We start from the raw sequence: 688 nt of genomic DNA on the forward strand, positions 1-688 counted from the left end.
TGCCTTGCGACCTGCGATGATGGGAGTTCTCTAGGCTCCACCACGCACAATCGGCAAGGCATCTCGTAAGTGCAATCCTCTCACGCTGTCTCGGCCGTCTCCGTCGTGTTCGACGAGCCGAATCTGATCGCGGGCGCGGGGCTGGTCCCGCTGGTCCGCCTGGCCGAGCGCGCCGGCCTGCCCGCCCTGGTCGGCGACAGGCTGCGCATCGAAGGAACCGGCAGCGGTGCCGGGGCCAATCCGGCCGCGAAGGTGATGACGCTGGTCGCGGCGATGTGCGCCGTGTCCGCCGCTTGAACGCCGAGGTCGCGGCCGGGCAGGGCGAGCTCTTCACGGCCTGGCGCTACCACCCGGTGTTCACCGACAGCCCGTTCGAGGTACTCCAGGCCGAGCTGCGGCACCGGCAGCACGCCACGATCGAGCAGGTCATCGCGGACGGCAAGGGATCGGCCTTGGCCCACCTGCCCTCCGGGCACTTCCAGGCCAACGCCGCGTGGCTCACCCTGTGGACGATCACCCACAACCTGCTGCGGGCCGCCGGCAGCCTCGCCGGCCCCTTCCACACCAGAGCGACCACCGCCACCCTGCGGGCCCACCTGGTCAACGTCCCTGCCCGGCTGGCCCGTTCAGCCCGTCGGCCAACACTCCACCTGCCCGACCGATGGCCCTGGCAGCACGCGTCCACCGA

General features: G+C 70.8%; 1 protein-coding gene and 1 pseudogene. Both read left to right on the top strand.

What is annotated here, in order from left to right; genetic code table 11:
* Nucleotides 1-105 precede the first annotated feature (105 nt).
* A complete protein-coding gene (locus UK12_RS32870) occupies nt 106-297 on the top strand; it encodes a hypothetical protein (RefSeq protein ID WP_045306872.1) in 192 nt (63 codons plus the stop codon).
* 29 nt (nt 298-326) lie between these two features.
* Nucleotides 327-688, top strand: a pseudogene (locus UK12_RS32875) (transposase); the annotation flags it as partial.

This window comes from Saccharothrix sp. ST-888 (genome assembly GCF_000955975.1).
Taxonomy (GTDB): domain Bacteria; phylum Actinomycetota; class Actinomycetes; order Streptomycetales; family Streptomycetaceae; genus Kitasatospora.